We start from the raw sequence: 24,751 nt of genomic DNA, 5'->3' as shown, positions 1-24,751 counted from the left end.
CGGGAGTTCTCGGTTTCGGCTGTTCCGCGAGGCCACCGAGCCTGGCGCCCGGTTACGAGCCCAGGTCCACGCCCCCGCCGGAGCTGTTCTTCCGGTTGTCGAAGTACGTCAGGTCCACGAGCAGCGCGGCGGCCAGCACCATTTGACGCAGCCTGCCGTCGTTGCACGCGGGCTGGAAGTCGAGGCTGAAGTTGTCCGCGTCGCTGAAGGTCTCCTGCAAGAGTCCGCTCCACCTCTTGCGGATGACGGCGACCTCTTCACCCCGCTGGAGGATGCGGAACGTCCAGGGTTTGAAGAAGGGCCCCTCCACGGTGGCCATCACCACGCCCGCGGGCGAGAGGATGTCGAACCGGCGGCTGAAGAAGCGGAAGCGCTGGACGATGGTGCCCATGGGCCGGTCGTCCCACGCCATCACCTCCGCTCGCGCGAAGAAGATGTGCCAGGGCAGCTCCACCGCCAGGGCCAGCGTGCCGCCCACGGTCATGCACTCCAGCCGCGCGCGGTAGAAGGGCCAGAAGTTGCGCAGGAGCTGTGACGCCCAGCCATCGCCCGTCTCGCCCACGTACACGGTGTTGCGGCCCTCCGCGTCGCAGACCTCGTAGCGGTTCTTCCCCTCCCAGCCGATGAGGATTTCGAGCGCCTCCCGGAACTGGCGCATGCGCACCTGGGCCGCCGTCAGCACGGCCTCCAACGACAGGCGCAGCTCCACGCTCATGTAGCGCAGGTCTCCCGGAGGGCCCTTTCCGGCGAGCATCTCCTGGGGCGGGTCTTCCTGGGGAACACCCTGCTCGTCGGCCGTGGGACGCGGCGCGCGCGCGCCCCAGTCCAGCTCCAGCTCCGCGTCGTTTCCCGCCCAAGGCTTGTTGCCCATGTCGCGGAGCCTTAAGTGGCACCCTCGCGGGATGCAAACGGGGCGCGTCGGACCTCAGGGGTCGCTGCTCGACAGGGGAAGCCAGGTGGGCTGGATGTCCGGAGTGACAACCCCCTGCGCGGGGAGGTCCACCTCCGCGCGGTGTATCACCCAGTGCGGGGTCAGGTGGTTCCTGCCCATCAGGACGTAGGTGTAGCGGCCCGCGGGCAGGTGCTCGAACGTGGAGGTGGTGTCCGACGCGGTGGGAATCCCCAGCGTCTCCGCGAGGTGCTCCAGCTCTTCCCAACTGCCTGGCGCCGGCACGGTGCCGGCGAACAGGTGGTAGCGGATGACCGTCACGGCATGCGTCGGGTTCGTGGCGAGGGGCGAAGGTCGCAGCTTCAGCGTGGCGCCGCCGTCCAGCTCCTGGAGGTGGATCACCTTGCGCTCGCCTGGCCCCAGCTTCACGCGCAGGGGCATGAAGCGGACGGTGTCTCCCTGCTGCGTCGTCGTCTCCCTGGCGATGAGGGTGTATTCCCCGGGCGCCAGTCCCGTCGCGTGGAAGTCGCCGCCGTCCTCCTCCAACATGACGGCCTCCGCGCCAGCCGGAGACAGGGGATGCAGGTAGAGGAAGGTGCTCACGGGCCGGCCCTCGCGGTCCTTCACCGTGCCATCCAGCCGGGCGCCCGTGGACACGCGCAGCTCCAGCGTCGTCTCTCCCGGGCCCACCTGCCGGCTCAGTGGCAGGTAGTCCGGATGGGAGGCCTCCAGGCGGAAGGAGGCGCCCGACTCCATGGGAGGCAGCTCGAAGGCGCCATCGGCGGCGGTGCGCGCGTGCGCCAGGGATTGCTCCTCGGGGTCCTCCTCCCCCGCGGACGGGGTGAGGGGGAGGTACGCCTGCACTTCCACGCCAACCACCGGCGCGGACGTCGCCGCGTCCAGCACCCGGCCGCGCAGCCGACGCCCCGCCTTGAGGACCACGTCACCCAGGTCCGTGTCCTGGCCCGGCTCCACGTGGACCTCCCGCAGCACGCGCGCGAGGCCCGGCGCCTCCAGCGTCAACCACGTGCGGCCCGGCTCCTCCACGGGGATGTGGAAGGTGCCGTCCGGCTCGCGAAAGAACTCCTCGTTGACCTCGAAGCGGGTGATGGGCGTGCGGTCCTCGCGCACCAGCCGGCCCCGGATGCCCCCCTGATAGCGCAGCACCAGCTTCACGTTCGTCGACCCGGCCGCCGCGATGACCTGGGGAGTTCGCGAGCGGGCCGACTCGTCTCCCTGAAGCGGCTCCGCTATCAACTGATAGCCCTCCTTCCTGACGCTGAGCCTGCACGGGGTCGGCGACAGGTGTTCGAGCGTGAAGCGGCCCTGCTCATCCGTGATGGCGCTGGAGGCGTCATGGAAGGGAGAGCGGCCGTGGTGGAAGAATCGCGGGCGAGCGCCATCCTCGCTGGGGACGTAGGCGTGAATCTCCGCGCCGGGCATCGGCTTGCCGGCTTCGTCCACGACGAGCCCTGACAGCGACAGCCCCGGCTCCAGGCGCAGCGTCACCGTCTTCGTCTCCGCGCCCACGAGCACGACGGAGAGCGAGGCGCGGGGCGGGCCGCCCCGGTTGCGGATGGCGCGGAGGGAGTACCGGCCCGGAGCGATTCCCCGCAAGCTGAAGGAGCCGCGCGCGTCGGTCACGGCCTCGGTGGTGCCGGCGGAGTCCTTGCCGTCTTCCACCAGGGAGACCTGGATGGCGGGCAGCGGAGCGCCGTCGGTGGTCTCCACGGTGCCCTCCACGCTCGCGCCGCGTTTCATGACCAGGCGCACGTCCTGGGAGGGCACCTGGGCCTGCTGCCACTCCGTGTCCAGGAAGCCCAGGGCCTGCGCCTTGAGGCGGTGGAGTCCCGGCTCGGCCAGGTTGTGCACGAAGCGCCCATTCTCGTCAGTCGACGTGTAGACGCTCTCCGCGTTGTTGAAGGGGTCGTCCACGTCCCCTGCCTCGAAGGAGGCGGGCGTGCCGTCGCGCCGGAGCTTCGAGTCGTGGCGCGACGGCATGGCGATGACCTCCGCCTCCGTCAGCGGGTTGCCCTCCGTGTCGGTGACGAGCCCCTCCATGACGAACGCGCGCTTCAGGGTGAAGTCCAGGGGCGCCGGCGTCGCCGTCACCACCACGTCGCTCACCGAGAGGAACTGGTGGCCCACGGCGGACACCGTGAAGTCGTTGTGGCCCAGCGTCGCCGAATTGAACACGAAGCGCCCATCCGCCTCCGTGGTGACATCGGTGCTCGTGGACACGTCGCCGTGGGTGTTCAGCGTCACCAGCGCGTCCGGGATGGGCTGTCCCGCCTCGTCGCGCACCTGGCCCACCACCTTGACGACGGTGCCCAGATGCAGCGTCACCTCCACGTCGGCCTGCTCCTCCGCGAGCGTGGTCTCCGTCTCTCCCTGCTGGTCGCCCCGCCGCGCCCGCAGCACGTAGCTGCCCGGCGCCATGTCCTCCAGGATGAAGCGCCCGTCCGCGTCGGTGATGGAAGTGAGGGGGTCCTCGGAGTCGCTCTCGGGCTCGTAGTCGGAATCGTGGGCGCGGACCTGGACCCCCGGGACGGGACGTTCGTCCAGGAGCACCTGACCCAGGATGCGCCGGGGCCGGTGCAGCACCAGGTCCTCGGCCGAAAGCTCCTCCGGAACGAGGTTCGTCTGGTGCGCGGTCAAGAACCCCGGACTGGAGACGACCAGCGCGTAGTCGCTCTCGGGCAGCGGTCCGATGCGGAAGCGGCCCTCGGCGTCGGTGCGGGTCTCGAAGTAGCGCGAGTGCTCGGCGTGGAAGAGCGTCACGCTGGCATCCACCACGGGCCTCACGGCCTCGTCCACGACGCGGCTGGAGAACACGGCGCTCGGCTGGAGGAGCAGCTCCACGTCCTGCGCGTGGGTCTCCACGTCCAGCTCCAGCGCGGAGCCCTGGGGCCCCACGGCCCACAGCGCGACGCTGCCCTCGGGCAGTCCCTCCAGCACGAAGGTGCCGTCCTGGGCCGTGGTGGCGCGCGTCAGCAGGGGGGCCGTGCCCCGGCCTTCGTCGATGAGTCCTCGCAAGTCATGCAGGGCCCTCGGGTCCTCGCAGGCGGAGGAGGACAGGGGCGTCTCGACATCCTTGCCGCAGGGGAGGGCGGACAGGGACTCGCCGGGCAGGGCCCGCGACGCGGAGACCTCCACCCCCGGGGCGGGCGCTCCGTCCTCGGTGAGCACGCGGCCTCGGAGGGACAGCGAGCCGCGCGGCGGAGGCGTGGGTTCGCTGGGGCCGGGCAGCTCCCGGGAGGAGGGCTTGGAGACGGTGGGCGTGGCGTCGCCATCGTCGGGGGCGCGGAAGGTGACGACGGCGATGACCGAACTCAGGCCAATCACCCCGAGCATGAGCGCCACCACGGCTGGCCTTCGCATGGTCCCCTCCCGTCGGGGGCCCACGCTAGCAGGGCGCTCGGGGCGAAGTCGCCGGGGGCTCAGGCGCGGGCGGGGAGCGACTCCAGGCGGGCCTTCTCCGCGACGATGAGGTCCCGGACGTGGTCGCGCAGGACGGCGACGTCGTCGAACCCGCTGACGTCCACCGGGGGCATGACCTGGACGTGGCAGTGGGCGGAGGTCTGCATCACCAGTCCATGCTTGGGCAGGACGCGCGCCGTGCCGGTGAGGACGATGGGGATGATGGGGCAGCGCATCTTCAGGGCGAGCGCGAAGGCGCCATCCTTGAAGGGCTTGAGCTGGCCGTCCGCGGAGCGCGTGCCCTCCGGGAACATGAGGATGGGGACGCCGCGCTCCAGCCAGCGCTCACTCAGCCGCATCATCTTGATGATGCTCGGCTTGTCGCCGCGCACCAGGGGCACGTAGCGGTTGAGGCTCATGTTCCAGCCGATGAGCGGCAGCCGGAAGTTGGCCTGCTTGGAGACCCACTTGAAGGGGCGGTACAGGCCGAAGAGGACGAGGATGTCGCCGAGCGACTCGTGGTTGGACACGAGCACGGCGGGCCCGTGCCACGGCAGGTGCTCGCGGCCGTCCACCCGCAGGTGCCACAGCGGGTTGACGTAGAAATACAACTGCGCCCAGAAGCACGAGTACAGGTGCAGCACCCGGCCGTTGCGGTCGAACGGCGTGGTGACAGCCCACACCACGATGGCGCCCAGGAAGAGCACCAGGCTGGAGAGCGCGAGGAACGTCCAGAAGAGGATGGAGAACAGGAGTCGAATGGCGCCCGCAGTGTGCCACAGGCCCGCGAGCGGAGGGCAAGGGAGTTGGGCGAGGTGTCACGCCCGCACGTGGATGGCCACTGGCGCGGCGGGGAGCGGCAGGTGCGTCGGAAAATCAGAAGCGAGCTGATACTCCGATGACGCCAGTCGTGGCAGCACGACGAGCCGCGTGGCTTCGAGCGCCACCAGGGGCAGCGGCCGCTCCACTTCCAGGAACAGGACGCCTCGCGCCGTCAGCCGGGGTGGCGCGTGGGTCAACTCCACCGCGCCCGCCACCATGAACAGATGGGAGCCCGGCGCCATCAGCAGCTCCTGTCCTGGCGCGAGGACATGCTCCTCTCCGCGCAGCAGCCACGCGCGTCGCTCCTTCCGGGCCAGGTGCGCATAGCGGCGCTGCCCCCGCAGCATGTCGTCGAAGAGGCGCTCCGCCAGGGTGCCCCAGACCTTCCTGCTCAGGCCCGCGTCCTGCTCCAACAGCAGACGCAGCGCGGCGCCCGGAATCCGCACCACGGTGGAGGTCGCCGCCGTGCGCACCGTCGCCGAGCGCCGACCTCCCACGAGCGTGGAGAGCTCCCCGAACACCGTGCCGCTGCCGAGCTGATTCACCAGGTCTTCATCGGTGCCGTTCCGGGCGAGCACGTACGCCGCGCCCCGTGCGAGCAGGTACAGCTCGTCGCTCACTTCTCCCTGGCGGAAGACATCGTGGCCCGCGGGCAGCTCCTGTATCTGGGCCCGAGCGGCGAGCGCCTTCAGTGCGCGCGTGTCGAAGTGGGCGAACAGCGGCGACGACTTGAGCTGCCGCGCCACCTTCCCGCGCAGCAGGCGGGAGCCTCCTGGCAGCCGGTACGCCCACTTCATCGCCGTTTCCATGGGCTTGCGCAGGCCGCGCCCGCACATGACGCGCAGCACACCGACGATGTTGGCCCGAGTCACCGGAGCGAGCGTCAGCAGCCCGTGCCCCTGCGCGTAGCCGGGGTTGGCTTCGATGAAGTAGCGCGCGGAGAGCTTGTCGCACTGTCGCCAGTAGTCGCGCTCCACCTCGGAGTCGCGGGTGCACCAGCCCACCTGTCGCAAGAGCGGGTTCGTCGGGTCCACGCGGGCGAGCCCGAACTCCGAGCCGAGCTCGTCGAGGAAGGCGCGCAGTGGGGAGGGAATGGGCTGCTCGCGGCGAGGCCACAGCTCGGTGCAGTACTTGGCGAACAGGGCGTAGCTGGAGGGGTGGACCAGCGCGCCCAGGTAGTACGCGGGGCGGCCCGGGTGACGCAGCAGGTACTTCAGCATGTGGAACAGCCCGAAGCGCGTGTTGGTGTTGCCGCCCCGGTACGCCCGCAGCGAGCCGGCTTCCGCGCGGAACACCGCCGTCGTCACGCCGCCCAGCTGCTTTTCGAAGACGTGCAACGCGAAGTAGCCGACGAGCGCGCCCTCTTCGTTGCGGTGGAGCTGAATCCAGGTGTGCTCGGCGGTGGATTCCACCACGTACCTGGCGAAGCCCTCTTTCGTGACGCCCTCGAAGATTTCTTGATGCACGGCGTAGAGCGCGTCCGTCAGGTGTCGTCGCTGCTCGGCGGACAGGGACTGGGGGATGACGACCTCGGTGCTCGCAATGCGGGACATGGTGGAGCGGTTCTCCGTTCTTCTGGCAGCGGGCCTGCGCGGCGCCGTTGCCAAGTAAGTCCGGACATGACGAGCGAGGATGCCCACCAGGGGTGGATGCCGAGTCCTCAACGTCGACCGCGTTTCAGGGCACGCGCGCGCGTTCGAAGATGATGCGAGCCCTTGTACGAAGGTCTTGCTCGCGTCCACGCACGGGTGAGCGCGGGCAGGGCGCTTACGGCTTGATGGGCGTCCAGACGGGTGTCACCTCGCGCACCACCATGCCCGTCTCGGGGAGGTCGATGACCTCGCGGTAGACGCCCCGCCAGTCGTCGGTCACCAGGAAGAGCGTCGCCTTGCCGGGCGGAAGGTTCCGGAAGGTCATCGTTCCCTTCTTGCTGCCTTCGTGAGGTAGCGAGCGTTCACGCAGTTCGACGATGTCGTGGGTGAAGACCAGGAGAGGGACCTCGCCCGCGAGCAGGGCCGTCACGCGGCGAGAAGGGCCGTTCACGCGCAGCTCCAGGGTGGCTCCCGCGGAGCGGGCCTTCAAGGTGACGGAAACGTCACCGCTCGAGGGAATCTGGACGTGTTGGGGCGCGTAGGTTTCGAAACTCCCTTCAGGGGGGCTGGCTCGCGCCTGGTAGTGGCCTGGAGGGAGGTCTCGCACGACGCGCGGGCCGTTTGGTGAGACATCGACCCTCGTACGGGACAGTCTCCCGCCTTCGCGGTCCATGAAGACGGAAGCCTCGGCGGGCTGACCTCGTGAGTCCATGACGGAGATCTCCACGCGCGCGCCTTTCTCAAGGAGCACCGTGAGGTTTTCCTGGGGACCCGGGGCGAGCATCAACCGCTTCGTGGGGTACCCATGGGCCCAGACGTCCAGCGAGGTGGAGCGCTCGTCCACGTGAGGGATTGAGAACGAACCATCCTTAAGGGTGTGCTGCTCGGTCCAGTGCGGCTCCAGCGGTTCGCCTCGCAGTGTCTCCGGGTTGATTGAGAACATGGCGCCCTCCAGCGGAGCGGAGGTTTCCGCATCCAGCACATGTCCGGCCACCCTGCGCCCTGGGCTCATCCGGACCTCGCCCAGGTTCACCACCTCCGTGTCATGATGCACCTCGACCTCGCGGACCACGGGCGCCAGGTCTTTCGCCTGGAGCACGACAGTCCACGAGCCCGCGCCCTCCACGTCGAGGGAGAACTCGCCGCGGGGATGTTCCACTGTGTGATGCAGGAGCTGGAATCGGGTGAGCGGTTGACCGTCTGGGCCCACCAGTCGTCCGTGGATGCGTCCCTGTCGCGACATGACGAGGCGGACGGGCGGTCCACCCTCTCGGGCATGAACTGAGTCGAGGCCAGGCTTGCCTCCAGTGGACAGGTGGGGGGCGAGGTGGAAGGACTCCTTCATCACTCTCAACTCCACTTCCTGGCTCGGCAGGTTCCGCAGCGTGAAGCGACCATCCACCTGGGTTTGCGTGAAGGGCTCCGTGGAGCGGTGATGGCCCTCTCGCCACGCGGGAGCGGAGTCCGGAGTCCCATGGATGAAGACCCCCGCACCGGAGAGAGGTTGTCCGCCGCCGTCCTCGACCCGGCCTGACAACGTCCAGCCGGCCGCGAGGCGCAGATCCACGTGGGCCGCTTGCTGGTCGCGCAGCTCCACGTGCTGGGTGGCGAAGCGCTGCACGGCTCCGGATTCGTGGGCGGCTTCGAGCACGAAGCGTCCCTGCCGCATTCCGCCGAACGCATAGTGGCCCCGCGCGTCCGTCCGGGTCTCTCCCAGTGTGTAGTCCATCCACGGCTCACTCGTCGTGCCTTCGGGAGGCACGGTCGACAAGCGCACGAGGAGCCCGGCCATGGGCGTGTCCAGCTCATTGAAGACCGTGCCGGAGACCGTCGCTCCCCGTTTCAAGACCCAGCGGACCTTCGCATCCGGGGCTCGGACCTGGAGCTCTTCCATACTGAAGCGAGGGTCGTCCTTGATTTTGAGGAGGAAGGTTCCGGGCTCGGGGAGGTTCAGGTGGAACCGGCCCTGCTCATCCGACCGGGTCTCGTAGGGTGCGAGGAGATGTGAGTCATAGGTGTCGGACATGGCGGCGGTGTCGACATCGATGAGGACGTCTGGCACGGGGTGCCCTGTTTCATCGACGAGGACGCCATCAACCCAGCGGGGGAAGCGGAGCACGAAGTCGAGCCGCTTCGTGCCGGGGCCCAGCTTCTTGAGTGATGAGCTGGCCGGAAAATGCCGAGGCGTGGTGGCTGCGATGTTGTGGGGGATGGGGGGCAGCGGGCCGAGCCGGTAGTGGCCCATGGCATCCGTGGAGAACTCCGTGCGCCACTTGGGTTCAACAAGCTCCAGGAGGGTGATGGTGGCGCCTTCGATGGAGGCTCCGGACTCGTCGCGCACGGTTCCCTCCAGGAAGGTCGCACGACTCAACTCCAGGATGACCTCGGATGCGGGGACATGGGTTGCCATGTCGACCAGGGTCCTGGCTTGGGACTCGCCCTGGCTGGCCTCGAGATGAAGCAGATGCGAGGGGAGCGCCTCGAAGGCGAAGCGTCCTTGTTCATCCGTGGTGTCAGTTGTCCCGGGACCACGGGGGGCCAGACTCTCCCCCTTGAGGGTGAGGTCCCACAGGTGGACTGTCGCGTTGGGGACGGGGGTGCCTTGGAGCATCACTCGGCCGACGATGCGCCGGGGCCGCACGAGCTTCACGGGCTGTTCCATCCCATCGGCTCGGAGGGAGGGAAGCCACCCGTCCTTGGCGAAGGCGAGGACATGATCGTCTCCGACGAGGAGGGGCCCGATGCGATAGCGCCCGCCCGCGTCCGTTTCCCCGTCGAAGAAGCGCGTGGACCCTTTATTCACGACGGTCACCTGGACCTGGGGCAGGGGCGCGAGGTCCTCGTCGATGACCTGTCCCTCCAGGAACACGCCCTCCTCGAGCCGGAGCAGGAGCCCCTGTGTTCCCGCCGGGATTCCCGGTTGCAGGTGTGCTCCTCGCGGGCCGATGGCCCAGAGCGTGAAATCTCCCTCGGGGAGGTTGTCGAGGCTGAAGCGACCGTCCTCCGTGGTGAAGCTCTCCGCGTACACGGGCGCTTCTCCCTGACGAGAGAGGAGCAGCTCCAGGGTGAGACCCGGGTCGCGGAGGAAACACAGCGGAAATCGGCGGTGGTCTCCGCGACGGTGAGGCAGCACCTGCTCACAGGTCAGCTCGGAGAGTGTTTGACCTGCCTCGGGACGCGTGGCCGTGACGCGGACTCCGGCGAGCGGGCCTTCATCTCCGAGCACGACGCCCTGGATGCTCAGTGTTCCTTCGGGACGTGGCGCGGGAGGAGGCAGCACAATGCCCGTTCCCGTTCGAGGCGCGAATGCGCGCTGGGTGGCGGTAGGCGCTTCGGGCTTCGGGAGGAGAAGCCCACCCAGGATGCCCGCCAGCGCGAGAACTCCGATTGCGCTCGTCACCCGTCGCCGCACCCGCATACCGCCTCCGCTCGCCACGCTCGCGAATTCAGCCGCGGCTGTGTCCGGGGCACTGACACCCAGGCTGGGATTTGGTTCGCGCGGTGATGGCTTTGTCGCGAGACGTGCGCGTATGCGGGGCGCTTACGGCCTGAGGGCCTGCCAGACGGGCGTCACGTCGCGCACCACCGTGCCCGCTTCGGGAATGTCGATGAGTTCCCAATGGATGTAATCCTGGTTCGGCCTCATCAGGACGAGCGTCACCTTGCCAGGAGGCAGGTCTCGAAAAATCCTGGCTCCGGCGTCGCTGGGCTTACTGTGCAGTCCGCGGCTTTCCAACTCACTGACGTCACCGGCGCTCTTCGGCGGAGGGATTTCACCCGCGAGGAGGATGGGGCTCAGGTTGTCATCGGTCTTCACCCTCAGCTTCAAGGCAGCCCCTTCGGGCTGGGCCTTCAGGGTGATGGCCACCCTCCCGCTCGCAGGAATCTGGACGCGTTGGGGCGCGTAGGTGGCGGGGCGCTCGAAGGGAGAGATGGCTCGCACCTGGTAGTCGCCGGGCCCCAGGTCTCGCACGACGTACTGGCCGCTCTCAGGGACGAGGATGGGGTCAGCGGCCATGGCCTCGCCATCGCGGTCCAAGTAGACGGTGGCGTCAGTGGGCTGCCCCCGCGCATCCACGACGGAGAATGCCACGCTCGCACCTCGCTCGAGGAGCACCGTGAGACCTTCATGAGGACCGGGTGCCAGCGTCAGTTGCTTCAATGGGTAGCCAGGGGCTTCGACGAACAGCGTGAGGAGCTGCTCCTCCACGTTGGGAAACGAGAAGGAGCCATCCCGACTCGTCGTCACATGCCTCCCGAGCCGTTTGAGTGGCTCTCCGCGCATCTGGCCTGGAGCGACGCGAAGGCTGGCGCCCTCGACGGGGGCGGATGTTTCCGCGTCCAGCACGCGCCCAGCCACCTGTCGTCCGGGACTCATCCGCAGCTCGCCCAGGTCCACGACTTCAGACCCGTCATGCAGCTCGACGCCGCGAGACACCGGCGCCATTCCCCGTGCGCTGATGTTGATGCGGAGCGAGCCCGGACCGTCCACGTCCACGGAGAACTCGCCGCGTGGGTGCTTGACCTCCCAGGGCATTGTGAAGTGCGTGATGGGCTTTCCGTCGGGGCCCACGACGCGCCCCACGACGCGCCCCTCCCTCTTCATGACCAGACGCACCTGGGTGTCACCCTCGCGCACGAGAAAATCCCCGAAGTCGTGGTGACCACCCGTGGAGAGGTGGGGTGCGAAGCGGAAGCCCGTACTCCATACGCCCAGCTCCAATTCCGGGTGCTGGAGGTACCGCAGCGTGAAGCGCCCATCGGCCCCCGTGCTAGCGGCGGGCGGCTCGCCACAGCTCCTCCGGCGACGTCGCCACTCAGGCACCTGCTTCGAGGTCTCGAAGATGCCGACCGCGGCATCCGTGATGGGCTGGCCGGCGGTGTCCTCGACGATTCCCGACAGCATCCAACCCGCCACCAGTCGCAGGTCCACTTTCGCTTCTTCCTGGTCGCGCAACTCCACCGACTGGGAAGCGCTGCGCTCCAGGGCTTTGGATTCGTGGAGGGCTTCGAGCATGTACCGCCCCGACTTGAGTCCGCCGAGCGTGTAATGACCTTGTGGGTCCGTCGTGGTTTCGCTCACCGGGAACGCATCGGATTCCTTGCTCCACAGGCTCACCCTGACCTTGGGCAAGGGCGTTCCCAGTTCATCCCAGACCGTCCCCGAAACACTCGCCCCCTGTTTCAGGACCCAACGGACATTCGTGTCGGGAGCCTGGACCTGGAGGTGGTCCTCCACGAAGCGCTTTGACCGAGACTTCAGGGTGAAGGTGCCAGGCCGGGCGAAGTCCAGGTGGAACCGTCCCTCTTCATCCGACCGGGTCTGGAGGCTGCCGATGGCGAGTGATTCATCGACGGGCTCTTGCTCCTCCTCGTGAAGCTCGATGCTGACGTCTGGAATCGGGCGGTCTGCCTCATCGAGGACGACGCCATCGACCCAGACGGCGGTGCGGAGCGTGAAGTCGAGTTGCTTCGTGCTGGGACCCGGCTCGGGGATGGCTTGCTTGATGCGGAAGTAGCGACTCGCCTGAACCTCGACCTCATGGGGCCTGAGGGGCAGAGGGCCCGTCCGATAGTGGCCCGCGGCGTCGGTCCTTGCGCTCGCTGCTTCGTGCTGATTGACGCCACGGACGGAGATGGTGGCTCCTTCGATGCCAGCTCCAGCCTCGTCCCGCACGCTTCCGTCGAGAAGCGCCGCACTGCCCAGCTCCAGGGTGACCTCGGACGAGGTCCCGGGGACCGTCAAGTCGACCTCGGCCAGTGCGTGTTGCTCGCTCTGGCTGGCACTGAGCTGAAAGGAACGGGGAGGGAGAGCCTCGAAGGTGAAGCGCCCCTGTTTGTCCGTGATGCGCATCGCGGAGGGCGGGCTCCTGTACCACCGCAGGGTTACGTCATGCAGGGAGACCGTCACGTCGGGGACGGGTGAGCCCTGGCTCAACACCTGGCCGGTGATGCGCCTGGGGCGATGGAGTGTCAGGGGCTCCGAGAGTTCCTGGCTCACCAACGTGGGAAGCCAGCCGTCTTTCGCGAAGGAGAGGGCATATCTTCCGGAAGGAAGCGGACCGATGCGGAAGCTGCCGTCCGTTCCCGTTTCCCCGTCGAAGAAGCGGGTGAAGCCTTGATGCACGGCCATCACCCGGACCTGGGCCAGGGCCGCGAGGTCCTCGTCAATGACCTGTCCCTCCAGGAACAAGGCTTCTTCGAGCCGGAGCTGAAGTCCCTCCGTGCCCGCTGCGACTTCCTGCTGGATTCGTGCGTCGCGCGCTCCGATGGCCCAGAGGGTGAAGCGACCTTCGGGCAGGCTGTCGAGGGTGAAGCGACCCTCTTCCCCGGTGAGTGCCTCCGCGTACACGGGTGCCTCGCCCTGGCGTGAGAGGAGCAACTCCAGCGTGGTGTCTATCTCATCGAAGAAGCACTCTGAAAACTTCGAATGACTCCCGCCGGTGTAACTCCGCAGCACCTGCGAGCAGGGCAGCTCGGAGAGTGTATGACCTGCCTCGGGACGCGTGGCCGTGACGCGGACTCCGGCGAGCGGGCCTTCATCTCCGTGTACGACGCCCTGGATGCTCAGGGTGCCTTCGGGACGCGGCGCGGGAGGAGGCAGCACGATGCCCGTTCCCGTTCGAGGTGCGGATGCGCGAGGCGCAGAGGTGGCGGTAGGGGCTCCGGGCTTGAGGAGGAGAAGTCCACCCAGGATGCCCATCAGGGCGAGAACTCCGAATGCGCTCGTTGCCCGTCGCTGCACCCGCATGCCGCCTCCGCTCGCCACGCCCGCGAATGCAGCCGCGGCTGTGTCCGGAGCACTGACACCTGGGCTGGGATTTGGTTCGCGCGGTGATGACTTTATCGCGAGACGTGCGCGTATGCGGGGCGCCTACCGCCGGATGGCCTGCCAGACGGGCGTCACGTCGCGCACCACCGTGCCCGCCTCGGGAATGTCGATGACCTCGCGATAGCTGCCCCGCCAGTCGTTGGAGATCAGGATGAGTGTCAGTTTGCCGGGTGGGAGGTTCCGGAAGGTCATCGTTCCCTCCTTGCTGACTTCATGAGGAAGGGAACGTTCGCGCAGTCGCGAGAAGTCGTAGCCCTCGCGTGACCAGGAGTCTTCGCCGGAGACGAGCACCAGGGTGAAGCGCGGTGGGCTGCGCACGCGCAGCTCCAGGGTGGCGCCTTCGGACCGCGCCTTCAGCATGATGGAGACTCCGCCGCTCGCGGGAATCTGGACGCGCCGCGAGTCGTAGCTTTCCAGCCTCCCTTCGCCAGCAGCGGCGTGCATCCAGTAGGCGCCTGGCGCGAGGTCTCGCATGACGAAGAGTCCCTCGGCGGGGACCTCGATGGTGTAGGGGGACGACTCCCTGCCTTCACGGTCCAGGAAGACGGTTGCGCTCGTGGGCTGACCCCGCGCGTCCAGGACGGAGAACTCCACCCGCGCGCCCTTCTCCAGGCGCACCGTGAGGTCTTCCTGGGAACCTGGGGCCAGGTTCAGTTTCCTGGAGAGATAGCCGCGGGCCCGGACGTTCAGTGCGGAGGAGCGCTCGTCCACGCGAGCGATGGAGAAGCTTCCATCCTTCGCGGTGTACGCCTGGGTCCAGTATGTGTAGGGGTGGAGCGTCACGCTGTCGAAGTGTTCCACGTCGGGGACGAGCAGAGCGCCCTCCACCGGGGCGGAGGTCTCCGCGTCCAGTACACGTCCGGCCACCTTGCGTCCCGCGCTCATCCGAAGCTCGCCCAGGTCCACCACCGCCGTGTCGTGAGGCACCTCGACCTGACGGAATACCGGCGCCAGGCCCTCGGCCTTAAGGATGACGGGCCACGAGCCCGCGCTCCCCACGTCCAGCGAGAACTCGCCTTGGGGATGCTCCACGTCCTCTCTCATGAGCTGGAAGCGCGTGAGGGGCTTGCCGTCCGGGCCCACCACGCGTCCGTGGATGCGGGCCCGTCGCGACATGACGAGGCGGACAGGCGGTCCGCCCTCATGGGCATGCAGTGAGTCGAGTCCGGGTCTGCCGCCGGTGGACAGGTGAGGCGCGAGGCGGAAGGACTGCTTCGTCACGCTCAGTTCCACGTCCTGGCTCGGCAGGTTTCGCAGCGTGAAGTGCCCGTCTGACCGGGTGCGCGTGACGGGGTCCGCGGCGTGGTGGCGATGTCCCACGCGCCACTTGGGAGTGGAGTCCGGCGGAGACTGGATGAGGATGTCGGCTCCGGAGAGCGGTTGTCCTTGGGTGTCCACCACGGTGCCTGACAGCGTCCAGCCCGCCTCGAGGCGCAGGTCCACTTGGGCCTCCTGCCGCGCTCCCAGCTCCAGGTGTCGGGTGACGAAGCGCTCCACGGCGCCGGATTCGTGGACGGCTTCGAGCACGTACCGTCCTGGCTTCATGCCCCCGAATGCATAGTGGCCTCGCGTGTCCGTCCGGGTCTCGCTCAGCACCTCCGGCCACGGGCTGCTCGTCGTTCCTTCTTCGGGCGGCTCGGTCGACAGGCGCACGAGGAGCCCAGGCATGGGCGTTTCCAGCTCGTCGAAGACGGTGCCGGAGACAGTGGCTCCTCGCTTCAAGACCCAGCGGACCTTCGTGTCCGGTGCCTGGACCTGGAGTTCTTCCATCCGGAAGCGAGGCTCGTCGAGGAGCTTCAGGAGGAAGGACCCCGGCGCGGGGAAGTTCAGGTGGAACCGGCCCTGCTCATCCGACCGGGCCTCGTAGGGCGCGAGGAGGAGCGTGTCGTCGGTGTCCTCGGAAGGAGGATTGTCGACGGTGACGTACACGTCCGGGACGGGGCTCCCTGCTTCATCGACGAGGACCCCGTCGACCCATAGCGGGGTGCGCAGCGTGAAGTCGAGCCGCTTCGTGCCAGGACTCAGCTCCGCGAAGGATTCGCCGGTGGGAAAGTGTCGAGGGGAGGTGAGCTCCAGTTCATGGGGCGCGAGGGACAGCGGGCCGAGCCGGTAGTGGCCCATGGCGTCCGTGGTGGTCTCCACGGACTGGCGCTGTGCTCGACGTTCCTGGATGAGGAGGCGTGCGCCTTCGATGGCGGCTCCGGCTTCGTCCGTCACGGTGCCTTCCAGCATGGCTCCGGGGCCCAGCTCCACGACGACCTCTTTCTGGGTGTCGTGGGTCTTCATGTCGACCAGGGCCCTGCCGTGGTGCTCGCCCTGGGTGGCGTCGAGCTGGATGTGATGCGAGGCGAGCGGCTCGAAGGTGAAGCGTCCCTGGGCGTCCGTGGTCTGCTGCTTCGCGGACCCTGGGGGCATGATGCCCCGCTCGTTGAGGGTGATGTCTCGCAGTTGGACTGTGGCCTGGGGGACGGGGGCGCCCTGTTTCGTCACTCGACCGACGAGGCGGCGGGGGCGCAGGAGCTTCACGGACTCGGCGAACCAGGAGCCCTTGAGGTCCGGAATCCAGCCGTCTCTTGTGAAGGCGAGGGCGTAGTCTCCGGCGGGGAGCGGGCCGATGCGAAAGCGCCCGTCCGCGTCCGTCTCCACGTCGAAGAAGCGGGTGAAGCCTTGATGCACGGCCATCACCTGGACCTGGGGCAGGGCCGCGAGGGCCTCGTCGATGACCGTGCCCTCCAGGAACACGCCCCCTTCGAGCCGGAGCTGGAGTCCCTCCGTTCCCGCGAGGACTCCCGGTTGCAGCCGTGCACCTCGCGGGTCGATGGCCCAGAGGGTGAACGCTCCCTCGGGGAGCTGTTCGAGGGTGAAGCGGCCGTCTTCGTCCGTGACGGTCTCCGCGTACAGGGGCGCTTCTCCTTGACGGGAGAGCAGAAGCTCCAGCGTGGTGGCGGGTTCCGTGTAGAAGCACTGGGTGAAATCGCGACGGTCTCCGCGACGGTGGGGCAGCACTTCCTCACACGTCAGCTCGGAGAGTGTCTGATGTGCTTCGGAGCGGGTGGCGGTGATGCGGACTCCCGCGAGGGGGCCCTGGTCTCCGTGCACGACACCTTGGATGCGCAGGGAGCCTTCGGCCCGTGGCGCGGGCGCGGGGAGGACCAGGCCCGTGCTCTTTCGAGGCGCGGGGGCTCGGCGGGGGGCGGGCACATCCTCGGACTTCAGGAGGTACGGCACTCCCAGCGCGCCCACCAGCGTGAGCACCGCGAGGGTGAGTGCCACCCGTCGCGACTTCCGCATGTCGTGTCCACTCGCCACGTCCGGGAATGTAGCAGTGGAGGACCCCGGGGCGCTGACGCGAACCTCGCGTGCTCGTCACCCACGTGCGTGTCGTGCGTCGACGCGGTTCGTGAGACTCGACAATCCTCTACGGGGTGTGGCGCTTGAGTCGCCGCCATGCAGGCGTCACGTCGCGCACCACCGTGCCTTCCTCGGGGATGTCGATGAGTTCCCAGTGAATGTATTCCTGGTTCGGCCTCATCAGGAAGAGCGTCACCTTGCCAGGAGGAAGGTTTCGAAAAACCCTGGCTCCGGAATCGCTGAGCTGGCTGGGCAGTCCACGGCTATCCAGCTCACTCACGTCATTGGTGCGCTCCGGCAGGGGGACTTCACCCACGAGGAGGATGGGGCTCAAGCTGTCATCGGTCTTCACCCCCAGCTTCAGGGTTGCCCCTTCGTGCCGGGCCTTGAGGGTGATGGCAACCCTCCCGCTCGCTGGAATCTGGACGCGCTGGAGTGCGTAGGTGGCGGGGCGGTCCCAGGAAGAAATGGCTCGCACCTGGTAGTCGCCGGGCCCCAGGGTTCGCACGACGAGCAGGCCGCTCTTTGGGACCTCGATGTAGCGAGAGTTCATGACCTCGCCATCGCGGTCCACGTAGACGGTGGCGTTGGTGGGCTGCCCCCGCGCATCAAGGACGGAGAACTCCACTTTCGCACCGTGCTCGAGGAGCACCGCGAGACCTTCCTGAGGTCCAGGTGCCAAGGTCAGTTGCTTCAAGGGGTAGCCACCGGCCTCAATGAACAACGTGAGGGAACGCTCCTCCACGTTGGGAAGCGAGAAGGAACCATCCCGGGCTGTCTCCACCTGCTCCGCGAGACGGTGGAGTGGCTCTCCGCGCATCCGGTCTGGAGCAATGCGAAGTGTGGCACCCGCGACGGGCGCGGACGTCTCCGCGTCCAGCACGCGCCCGGCCACCTGACGTCCAGGGCTCATCCGCAGCTCGCCCAGGTCCATGACCTCGGACTCGTCATGCAGCTCGACCGCTCGGGATATCGGCGCCATTCCCCGTGCGCTGATGTTGAGGCGGAATGAGCCCGGGCTGTCCACGTTCACGGAGAACTCGCCGCGCGGGTGCTTGACCTCCCAGGGCATGTTGAAGTGCGTGATGGGCTTTCCGTCGGGGCCCACGACGCGCCCCTGGACGCGTCCCTCCCGCTTCATGACCAGGCGCACGTGGGTGTCACCCTCGCGGACGAGAAAGTCCCCGGAGTCATGGTGGCCGCCCGTGGAGAGGTGGGGCGCGAAGCTGACGCCCGTGGTCCATGCGCCCAGCTTCAGTTTCGGTTGCTGGAGGTTCCGCAGCGTGAAGCGTCCATCGGCTTGTGTGATGGTAACGGGTGGCCCTTCACAGGTCCTCTGATGACGTCGCCACTCCGGCGCCGACTCTGAAGTCTCGAGGAGGCCGACCGCGGCTCCCGCGATGGGGTTGCCGGCGGTGTCCTCGACGATTCCCGACAGCGTCCAGCCCGCGGCGAGGCGCAGGTCCGCTTGCGCTTCTTCCTGGTCGCGCAGCTCCATCGATTGGGATGCGCTGCGCTCCACGGCTCCGGAGGTGTGTATGGCTTCGAGCACGTATCGCCCCGACTTGAGCCCCCCGAGCGTGTAGTGGCCTTGTGGGTCCGTCGTGGTTTCGCTCATGTGGGGCGCATCGGGCTCCTGGCTCCACAGGCTCACGCTGACCTCGGGCAAGGGCGTTCCCAGTTCATCCCGGACCGTCCCCGAAACACTCGCCCCCTGTTTCAGGACCCAGCGGATATTCGTGTCGGGAGCCTGGACCTGGCGTTGGTCCTCCGCGAAGCGCTCTGACCGAGACTTCAGGGTGAAGGTGCCAGGCAAGGCGAGGTCCAGGTGGAATCGTCCTGCTCCATCTGACTGGGTCCTGGCGATAACGAATGATCCACCGCTGGGCGCTTGCGGCTTCTCATGAATCTCGATGCTGACGTCCGGAATCGGGCGACCTGCCTCATCGAGAACAACGCCATCGACCCAGACGGTGGGGCGGAGCGTGAAGTCGAGTCGCTTCGTGCCGGGACCCAGCTCAGGGATGGCTTGCTTGATACGAAGGTAGCGACTCGCCGAGACCTCGACCTCATGGGGCTCGAGGAGCAGAGGGCTCGCCCGATAGTGGCCAGCGGCGTCGGTTCTCGCACTCGCGGCTTCGTGGTTGTCGACGTCACGGACGGTGATGGTGGCTCCTTCGATGCCAGCTCCAGCCTCGTCTTGCACGCGTCCTTCGAGAAGGGCCGCATGGCCCAGCACCAGCGTGACCTCCGACGAGGTCCCAGGGACCGTCAAGTCGACCTCGGCCAGCGCGTGTTGCTCACCCTGGCTGGCACTGAGCTGAAAGGACTGGGGCGGAAGCTCCTCGAAGGTGAAGCGCCCCTGCTTGTCCGTGATGCGCATCGCGGAGGGAGGGCTCCTGTACCGCCGCTGGGTGACGTCATTCAGGGAGACCGTCACGTTGGGGGCGGGCGAGCCCTGGTTCAACACCTGGCCGGTGATGCGCCTGGGGCGAAGGAGTGTCAGGGGGTTGTCGGGCCTCTGGTTCGCCAACGTGGGAAGCCAGCCGTCTTTCGCGAAGGTGATGGCATACCTTCCGGAGGGAAGCGGACCCATGCGGTAGCTGCCGTCCGTTCCGGTTTCCCCGTCGAAGAAGCGGGTCGACCCTTGATGCACGGCCATCACCCGGACCTGGGCCAGGGGCACGAGGTCCTCGTCGATGAGCTGTCCCTTCAGGAAAAAGGCTTCTCCGAGTCGGAGCTGAAGTCCCTCCGTACCCGCCGCGACTTCCGGCTGGAGTCGTGCGTCGCGCGCTCCGATGGCCCAGAGCGTGAAACGACCTTCGGGCAGGTTGTCGAGGGTGAATCGACCGTCTTCCGTGGTGAGCGCCTCCGCGTACACGGGGGCCTCTCCCTGGCGTGCGAGGAGCAACTCCAGGGTGGTGTCTTCCTCATCGAAGAAGCACTCTGGAAACTTCGCGTGACTCCCGCCGGTGTGCCGCCGCAGCACTTGCGAGCAAGGCAGCTCGGAGAGTGTTCGACCTGGCTCAGGGAGCGTGGCCGTGACGCGGACTCCGGCCAGGGGACCCTCGTCTCCGACGACGATGCCTTGGATGCGCAGGGTGCCTTCGGCCTTTGGCGCGGGTGCGGGCAGGATGAGGCCCGTGCTCCCGCGAGGCGCGGATGCTCGGGGAACAGACGGGGCATCCCCAGGCTTCGGGAGGTGCCACATGCCCAGCGCGCCCACCAGCGTGAGCGCTCCGAGAGTGACCGCCATCTTTCGCGACGTCCGCATGCCGCCTCCGCTCGCCACGCTCGCGAGTGTAGCAGCGGACGTCCCGAGAGCCCCGAGACCCGGAGTCTCGATTCAGCCAGCTTGGAGCGCGGCGGTGGAGTCTCGGGACTCCAGCGTTTGTGTCTGCGCGCCCTCGGCCTCGAACAGCTCGCGCAGCCAGGGGTGACAGGTGAAGGCAATCACCTGCTGGTGCTCGGCGAGACGGGCCAGGAGATGGATGGCGCTGCGGGCCCGGCCGGGGTCGAAGTTCACCAGCACGTCGTCCACGATGAGCGGCAGCGCGCCTCGGGTCTCTCCGAAGTCGCGCACCACCGCGAGGCGGAAGGCGAGGTAGAGCTGCTCGCGGGTTCCCCGTGAGAGCTGGGCCGCGCTCCAGTCCCGCTCGCCGTCGCTCACGCGCAGCTCGCGCTCGTCACCTGCGGGGATGAACACGCGGCGATAGCGGCCCTCCGTCAGCAGGGCGAAGTGCTCCGAGGCGAGCTGCACCACGCGCGGCTGCTGCTCCTCCTCGAAGCGTCGACGCGCGCGTCCCAGCAGGGCCAGCGCCAGCTTGTCCTCCGCGTAGCGCGTGGCGAGCTCCGCCACCTTCGCGCGCAGGGTCTCCTCCTGGATGCGCAGGCGCGCGAGCAGGTCGTCGTTCTCCCACTGCTCGAGCTGGTTCTGCGTGGCGCCCTGCTCGGTGAGCACCTCCTTCGACTTCTCCTGCGCCTCCGCATGTCGCGCGCGCAGCTGGCTCAGCACCGTGCGCAGACCTTCTTCTCCGCCCAGGGCGCGCAGGGCTTCGCGGGCCTCGGTGTCGGACAGTCCCGTGCGAGCCTCGATGCGGTGGGCCAGCTCTCGCGCATGGCGGGTGAGCTCCGCGTGGCGGTGTGCCTGCACGGCGCGCCGACGGAAGGTCTCCTCGTCACCGCCACCGCCCTCGGAGAGCAACGCCGCGAGAGCGGCTTCTTCCGTGCGGCACAGTTCATCGAGGCGGGCCTTCTCCTCGCGCAGTTCGCGACGCCGCTCCTCCGCCGCGCGTCGCTCCGTCTCCTGCTCGCGTGCTGCCTCCAGGGCCGCGTTCACGCGCAGGACCACCAGGTCCATGGAACCTGATGACTGGGACACGGGCGCTTCAGCTTCAGGGAGGAGGCCTTCCATTGCCAACGCACGCAGCCGAGAGACCACGTCCGCGCAGGCCGCTTCATCGGCGGACAGCGCCGCCTCGTCCGCGACCAGGTCCTGCCACCGCTGCCGCAGCGCCGAGGCATCGCGCCACAGGGCCAGCGCCGCCTGCGCGGGGAGCCCCGCCGGGAAACGTCGCGCCGACAGACACGCCGTCAGCTCCGTGCTCAGTGCCGCGTGCCGTACCTCGTGCCCGCGCAGCAGTTCATCAGCCTGTCGTTTGTCGCGCAGGGCCAGGTCATGCGTGGCGCGCAGCGTGTCCCGTTCGCGTGACAGCGCCTCGCGTCGCCCCGCGTGCTCCAGTGCCTCCGCTAGCACGCTCTCGCGGGCCGTCATGTCCGAGGATGTCGCCGCCGGAGACAGCCCCGCCTCCGTCGCGGAGGCGAGCAGCTCCCGACGCGCCAGCTCCTCGCGAGCCACGTACCCAGCGAGCTCCACACGCAGCCGCTCCTCCTCCTGCTTTCGCGACTGCTGCCGAGCCTCCCGCGCCCCACGCTCCGCATCCCGCGCGGACTCCACCCGCCGCCGCGCCAGCTCCAGCAGGCCCGTCAACATCAGCCCACCCGCGAGCCCCAGCACTCCCACCACCGTGCCCCCGAGCAGCCACGCCGCCACCGCGAGCGTCACCGCCACGGCCGCCGCCACCGGCACCCACCACACTGGAATCACCGGGCTCGATGCAGTCGGAGGCTCCGTCACCAGCCCCCGCAGTTCTTCAATCCGCCGCCGGGCCACCATCTTCTGCTCACCCAGCCGCTCCAGGTCCAGGCGCGCGTCGCGCATCCGCGCCAGCCCCGTCTGCTGCTGTCGCACCTGCGCCGGACGGACGTCTGGAAGCTCCGCGAGCTCCGACTCCGCGCGCGCCAGCACCCCCTCCAGCCGCTCCCGCTCCGAGCGAGCCCGAGCCAGCGCGCCACCCACCTCGCGCCGCCCCGTCTCCTCCACGTCCAGCCGGGATGACAGCGCCTCCAACCCCGCGCGAGCCCCCGCGCTCAAATCCAGCGCCACCAGCCCCGGACCATCCACACCAAGCCCCAGCTCCTCCAGCGCCGACTCCACCTGTCGCCGCTTCATCCCCAGCGCCGCGCGCCGCGCCGGCAACGCCCGCACCAGCTCCGAGCGCTCCGAGTACGCCGCCACCGCGGCCCTCAGCGCGTCCTCCCGCCCTCGCACCGGCGAAGGAGCGGACAGCCGCGCCAGCTCCGCCTCCGTGAAGCTCAACTGCTCCGCGAGCCGGGCCACGTTCCCGCGATGCGTCCTGCTTTGATTCAGCGCTGCCTCCAGCCGCGCCTCGCCGCCCTGGGGGAACGTCTCCAGCGCGGGGAGGGACTCCAGCTCCGTGCGGGCGGTCGCCAGCGCGGCGACATCTCCCAGCGCCGACTCCAGCCGCGCCAGTCGCTCCAACTCGCGGCCGTCCTCGTGCACGCGCGACTCCAGGCCGCCCAGCTCGACGCCGAGTGACTCCAGCCGCTCCCGCTTCGCGAAGTAGAGCGCGGGCCGGTTGCCCACGTCGCGGAGCTGCTCCTGCACCTCCTCCAGCTCGCGCAGCTTCACGTTCAACTCGGACTTCGAGCCGGTGGGCTTGTAGAGCTGCTCGGCGCTCTTGCTCAGCTCGGACATGGCGACGGGCAATCGTCGCGCGCCCTGCATGCTCGCGGCGACGAGGGCCTCGGACACTCCGCGCTCCTTCGCGAACTGCTCGAACCCCGTCAGCTCCTCCAGCCGGAAGGCGAAGACATCGAAGAACAGCTCGCGTGTGACGTGGCCGCGCGCGGCGTGCAGGCGCTCCTCGGACACGGGCTCGCCCTCGGACCCGAGCACGGTCAGCGTCTCCGACTTCTTGCCCCGAGGCGCGGCCATGCGGCGCACGAGCAGCGGCCCCGATGCCGTGAAGAGTCGAAGCTCACCGCCGATGGTCGTGTCCTCGTCCAGGGCGGCATACCGCTCCGGGTTCCCCCGGCGCTCGAACCCGAACAACACGGCGCGCAGGAAGGCGAGCAGCGTGCTCTTGCCCGCCTCGTTGGGTCCGTAGAGCAGATGCAGCCCGGGCCCCAGCTCCAGCGTCAGGTCCGAGAAGTGTCCGAAGCGCCGCACCCGCAGCGTGTCGATGCGCAACCCTGGCTTCATGCCCCCTCCTCCTCTTCGTGAAGCGCCTCCACGCCGAGCAGGCTCGCGCGGGATACCCACTCCATCCGTGGCATCTCCAGCACATCCACCCCCAGGCGCTTCAGCCGCTGGCCCAGGCTGCCCAGCGCTTCCTGCTCCCACAGTCGCGCCAGCGCGACCGGGTCTTCTTCCAGCAAGCGCGCCTCTTCCAGCAAGGTGCGCGCGAAGCCGCCCTCCGTCTGGAGCGCTTCCCAGTCCAGTTCCGGACGACTTCCATCCCGCAGTGACTCCAACAGCACCGGCGGATGCCCCCGCGCCAGTCGCGCGCGCAAGTCCTCTTCCAACTGCGCCAGCGCTCCGGGCCGCGTGAGCTCGCGATGCAGCGGCCCGCGCCCCGTGAGCACCAGGCGCACCGCGTGGCCGTCCAGCTCCCGCGCGCACGCGGCGTCCACCACCTCACCCACCGTGCCCAGCAGCGCGTCCAGCGTGGCCACGCCCGTCAGCGGCACCTCCAGCCGATGCCAGCGCACCGTGTCCACCGGCACGAAGCGCCGCCGCATGCCCCCGTCCTCCACCTCGACCAGCACGCAGCCGCGCTCCCCTGTCTCCAGCGCGTGCCGTCCCTGCGGATTGCCCGGGTACACCGCCATGCCGCCACCGGGCAGCATCAGCTCGCTGCGCGTGTGCACGTGTCCCAGCGCCCAGTAGTCCAGCCCGCGCGCGCCCAGGCCCGCGGGGGTGCAGGGCGCGTAGTTGGCGTGTCCCTCCGCGCCGCCCAGGTTCGCGTGCAGCAGGCCCACGCTGAAGCCGTCCCCGGTGCGACGGAAGCGCGCGGACAAGTCGTCGCGCACCTCCACGTCCGGATAGGAGATGCCCTGCACGCGGCACAGCCGACGTCCCTCGCGCCGCACCTCCGCCTCTTCCCAGTCCGGGCCGAACACCTTCACCGACGAAGGCAGCCCCAGCGTCCCGGTGTCGCCGCTGAGCGGATCATGATTGCCGTGGACGATGAAGGACTCGATGCCCGCGTCGTGCAGCCGGCCCAGCTCGCGCCGCAGCGCCAGTCGCGCGCGCACCGAGCGGTCCTTCACCTCGAACAAGTCCCCGGCCAGGAGCAGGAAGGCGACGCGCTCGCGCAGGCACAGGTCGACGATGCGCGACAGCGCGCGAAAGGTGGACTCCTGGAAGCGTCCCAGCAGGGGTCCTTGTGCGGCCACGCCACGGAAGGGAGTGTCCAGGTGCAGGTCGGCGGCGTGGACGAACTTGAAGTGCATGTCGGGCCCCGCACCGTACCCGAAGCA

10 protein-coding genes are annotated in these 24,751 nt (G+C 68.6%); all 10 read right to left on the bottom strand.

The window, feature by feature from the left end:
- Positions 1 to 52: 52 nt before the first annotated feature.
- The 10 genes from HUA76_RS06270 to HUA76_RS06225 all read right to left on the bottom strand — a co-directional run bounded on the left by HUA76_RS06270 (position 53) and on the right by HUA76_RS06225 (position 24,724).
- On the bottom strand, positions 53 to 871 hold the full coding sequence (locus HUA76_RS06270) for a phospholipid scramblase-related protein (protein WP_174460268.1): 819 nt from the start codon (positions 869 to 871) through the stop codon (positions 53 to 55).
- A 54-nt stretch (positions 872 to 925) separates the two neighbouring features.
- Complete coding sequence (locus HUA76_RS06265; RefSeq protein ID WP_174460267.1) at positions 926 to 4,270, bottom strand: carboxypeptidase-like regulatory domain-containing protein; 3,345 nt, start codon at positions 4,268 to 4,270, stop codon at positions 926 to 928.
- 59 nt (positions 4,271 to 4,329) lie between these two features.
- Positions 4,330 to 5,016, bottom strand: coding sequence for a 1-acyl-sn-glycerol-3-phosphate acyltransferase (locus HUA76_RS06260; RefSeq protein WP_141644511.1), 687 nt, complete (start codon positions 5,014 to 5,016; stop codon positions 4,330 to 4,332).
- 111 nt (positions 5,017 to 5,127) lie between these two features.
- Entirely contained in the window at positions 5,128 to 6,684 is a 1,557-nt protein-coding gene (locus HUA76_RS06255) for a cyclic nucleotide-binding domain-containing protein (protein ID WP_174460266.1), read from the bottom strand.
- Positions 6,685 to 6,898: 214 nt separating this feature from the next.
- Positions 6,899 to 10,123, bottom strand: a complete 3,225-nt coding sequence (locus tag HUA76_RS06250) for a carboxypeptidase regulatory-like domain-containing protein (RefSeq protein WP_174460265.1) — start codon at positions 10,121 to 10,123, stop codon at positions 6,899 to 6,901.
- A 141-nt stretch (positions 10,124 to 10,264) separates the two neighbouring features.
- The gene (locus tag HUA76_RS06245; protein WP_174460264.1) at positions 10,265 to 13,330 is read right to left on the bottom strand and encodes a carboxypeptidase-like regulatory domain-containing protein; all 3,066 of its coding nucleotides are present in this window, start codon (positions 13,328 to 13,330) and stop codon (positions 10,265 to 10,267) included.
- Positions 13,331 to 13,597: 267 nt separating this feature from the next.
- On the bottom strand, positions 13,598 to 16,846 hold the full coding sequence (locus HUA76_RS06240) for a carboxypeptidase regulatory-like domain-containing protein (RefSeq protein ID WP_174460263.1): 3,249 nt from the start codon (positions 16,844 to 16,846) through the stop codon (positions 13,598 to 13,600).
- 127 nt (positions 16,847 to 16,973) lie between these two features.
- Positions 16,974 to 20,180 (bottom strand): carboxypeptidase-like regulatory domain-containing protein, encoded by a 3,207-nt coding sequence (locus HUA76_RS06235; protein WP_174460262.1) that lies wholly within the window; start codon positions 20,178 to 20,180, stop codon positions 16,974 to 16,976.
- Between the two features lie 72 nt (positions 20,181 to 20,252).
- A complete protein-coding gene (locus tag HUA76_RS06230; protein WP_174460261.1) occupies positions 20,253 to 23,471 on the bottom strand; it encodes an AAA family ATPase in 3,219 nt (1,072 codons plus the stop codon).
- Positions 23,468 to 24,724 (bottom strand): DNA repair exonuclease, encoded by a 1,257-nt coding sequence (locus HUA76_RS06225; protein ID WP_174460260.1) that lies wholly within the window; start codon positions 24,722 to 24,724, stop codon positions 23,468 to 23,470. The genes HUA76_RS06230 and HUA76_RS06225 overlap by 4 nt, the downstream gene beginning before the upstream one ends.
- Between the last annotated feature and the right edge of the window lie 27 nt (positions 24,725 to 24,751).

Source organism: Myxococcus sp. CA056 (genome assembly GCF_013336715.1).
Taxonomy (GTDB): domain Bacteria; phylum Myxococcota; class Myxococcia; order Myxococcales; family Myxococcaceae; genus Myxococcus; species Myxococcus llanfairpwllgwyngyllgogerychwyrndrobwllllantysiliogogogochensis.
This window is presented reverse-complemented; position numbering and strand designations above follow the sequence as displayed.